The 2,838-nt window shown below is 29.9% G+C and carries 5 protein-coding genes; 4 read left to right on the top strand and 1 reads right to left on the bottom strand.

What is annotated here, in order from left to right:
* Positions 1-250: 250 nt before the first annotated feature.
* Complete coding sequence (locus ACI3VO_RS12825; RefSeq protein WP_439758292.1) at positions 251-439, bottom strand: helix-turn-helix transcriptional regulator; 189 nt, start codon at positions 437-439, stop codon at positions 251-253.
* A gap of 168 nt (positions 440-607) precedes the next feature.
* On the opposite strand from ACI3VO_RS12825, the gene ACI3VO_RS12820 reads away from it, so the two are divergent.
* The 4 genes from ACI3VO_RS12820 to ACI3VO_RS12805 all read left to right on the top strand — a co-directional run.
* Positions 608-1,243, top strand: a complete 636-nt coding sequence (locus ACI3VO_RS12820; RefSeq protein WP_439758291.1) for a hypothetical protein — start codon at positions 608-610, stop codon at positions 1,241-1,243.
* A 55-nt stretch (positions 1,244-1,298) separates the two neighbouring features.
* Positions 1,299-1,736 carry an HD domain-containing protein gene (locus ACI3VO_RS12815; RefSeq protein WP_439758290.1) on the top strand — a complete coding sequence of 146 codons (438 nt, stop codon included), beginning with the start codon at positions 1,299-1,301 and terminating at the stop codon, positions 1,734-1,736.
* Positions 1,737-1,839: 103 nt separating this feature from the next.
* Complete coding sequence (gene mscL / locus ACI3VO_RS12810) at positions 1,840-2,253, top strand: large conductance mechanosensitive channel protein MscL (protein WP_320925640.1); 414 nt, start codon at positions 1,840-1,842, stop codon at positions 2,251-2,253.
* A gap of 288 nt (positions 2,254-2,541) precedes the next feature.
* Positions 2,542-2,838: hypothetical protein (locus ACI3VO_RS12805; RefSeq protein ID WP_439758289.1), on the top strand; the 297-nt coding region annotated here is incomplete at its 3' end.

The following is a 2,838-nucleotide window of genomic DNA, read 5'->3' as shown; positions in this document are numbered from 1 at the left end:
CGACAGCGAAAAATTTTTTATTGAAAAATATAGAAAATTAAACAATCTAGATAAAATTAAAATCGAAGGTATGATCGATTTAAAGCTTGTAGAAAGCTCAGAAAATCACTGTTAAATTAAACATTGTTTCTACAACAGCTCTAGATTAAAAATTTTTAATTTGTATGATAAAATAGAAAAGACACAAGAAGTATCTTTTCTATTTTATTTTTTCATTCTTATTTTCTACTGAGAAATATATTTTATTTTTTTATAAATCAACAAAAATCTCCTCTACAGAAGTCCCGAAGAATCTAGCTAAATCCATCGCCAATGAAAGACTAGGCTTTCTAACGCCCAACTCTATCATCCCATAATAACTAGTCGTAATCCCAACAGCCCTTGCCACAGCTTTTTGTGTTAAATTATTTTGTGCTCTCAATTCTTTTAATCTATTCATCTTGTTTCCTCCTTAAATTTTATTAATTTCATTTTATATGTCAAAAGCTGGCAGTTGTAATTTGCGTTTTTATCCATGCAAATCTTCAATAATTACCCACCTGGGTAATATCTATATAAATCAGATACCAATATAATGAAATTAAAAACAAATTAGGTGGTGAAGGTAATGAAGTTACTCAAAAATCTAACTTTATGTATATGTATAATTTTAAGCATCTCACTAATAGGATGTTCAAGTAAGACAACTGTTCAAAGCAGCAGTAGCACTAAAGTAACAGAAAACAAAAAAACAGATGAAAAATCTGAGGATCAAGAAACATTTACATGCTCAATATGCAATAAAGAATACCCTATATCTGAAAAGAGAAGCATTGAAAATGTAGAAGGTACAGTAGTTGCAACTGGTTGTAAATCTTGTATTGCAAAGCTTCCACAAGATGCCGACGATTCAGGAGATACTACAAGCAATTCTAATAGCTCTACAAAAAAATCATCTACGAAGCAAACTACAACAAAAAAATCATCTACATTTACATGCCCAATGTGCAACAAAAAATACCCTATATCTGAAAAGAGAAGCATTAAAAATGTAGAAGGTGCAGTAGTTGCAACTGGTTGTAAATCTTGTATTGCAAAGCTTCCACAAGATGCCGACGATTCAGGAGATACTACAAGCAAAAAATACGAATGTGGAATTTGTGGTGGAGATTCAAGATATTGCGACTGTTGTAGAGAATGTGGAAATACAGCAGAAGATTGCACATGTTATGACTCAGAAGTCCAAGGCGGAGACAATTTCTAAGCTTATTACCTCCCTGTTATGATATAATAAATTCAAAAAGCAGGGAGGTTTTTAAATGCTATCATATAACGAACAACTACAATTTGCACTAGAACTAGCTATTGAAAAACACAAAAATCAAAAGGACAAATCAGGAAAACCCTACATACTACATCCACTTCACGTAATGGAAACTGTTAAAAGCGATGATGCAAAAATAGTGGCAATTTTACACGATATAATAGAAGATACAGATGTAACTGAAGAAGATCTACTAAATGCAGGACTTTCAAAGCATATAGTAGATGCAGTGGTAATGCTTACAAAACCAGACGATATAGATTACATGGATTATGTGAAAAAATTGAGTTCAAATCCTCTGGCAAAGGAAGTAAAATTAGCCGATTTACAAAACAACATGGATCTAAGAAGGCTTTCTACTTTAACAGAAAGGGATTTAGATAGAAATAGAAAATATCAAATAGCCTACCATTATTTAATAAATACCAAATAGCTACAAAATATTTACAAAACTGACAATAATTTGTGACAAAATCGAATTTAGTGGTATAATTATCTGTAAGTAAATTTTAAAATATTAATGGAGGATAAATCTTATGTCAAAATTCTTAAATGAATTTAAAGAATTTGCTCTTAGAGGAAATGTCCTAGACTTAGCTGTCGGTGTTATTATAGGGGGCGCATTCCAAGGTGTAGTTAATTCTTTAGTTCAAGATATAATATCTCCTATAATAGGGCTATTTGCTAATCAAGATTTCAGCAACCTAGTAATAAATATTGGAGATGTTCAGATTAAATACGGCTCTTTTATTACAGCAATTATAAACTTTATAATTATGGCATTTGTTATATTCTTAATAGTTAAAAGTATGAATAAACTTGCCAGCCTTGGAAAACATGAAGAAGTTGCAACTGAAGCAGAACCTACTACAAAAGTATGTCCTTACTGCTGTAGCGAAATACCAATAAGTGCTACTCGTTGCCCAAATTGTACTTCTGAATTAAAATAATCCAATAATTGGTAAACTGCTAAAAACCTGCTTTATTATTCAGCATTTTAGCAGTTTACATTTAATCAAAAGTAATCACATTCTAATTTCTTTTCTTACTTTTACATTTACTAATATAATTCATAAAATCAAATGAATTTAACGCTATAATAAACTCTTTATTTTTAAAAATAAATTAATATAAAACACTTAAAGTATAAAGTGCGATACACTTTTCTATGTGTTATAATAAAATAAATAGGGATTTTTTTATATTTTGGGTTTTATTAATGAAAAGGGGGATTAAAAATGGACTATAATTATTCGAATAATCATGAAGATAATTTTCAAGATGAATCTGCTGAAATAATCGGCTATTGCGGAGTTTGTGATTGTGAAATAAAAGCAAACGACCCATATTATCATTATTATGAATATGATATGATATGCTCTAAATGTGTACAAGACGATTCTATAGCACAATGTGAAAAATGCTATACATACTTCAAAATTGAAGATTTGACAAAATATGAATGTGATGGAAAAGTTCGTTACTTCTGTGAAGCACATGATCCAGAAGACGTAAATACAATTGATTTTTCTGAT

The organism is Intestinibacter sp. (assembly GCF_051866655.1).
Classification (GTDB): Bacteria; Bacillota; Clostridia; order Peptostreptococcales; family Peptostreptococcaceae; genus Intestinibacter.
The sequence above is the reverse complement of the archived record's forward strand: the minus strand, read 5'-3'. Positions and strand labels throughout refer to the sequence as shown.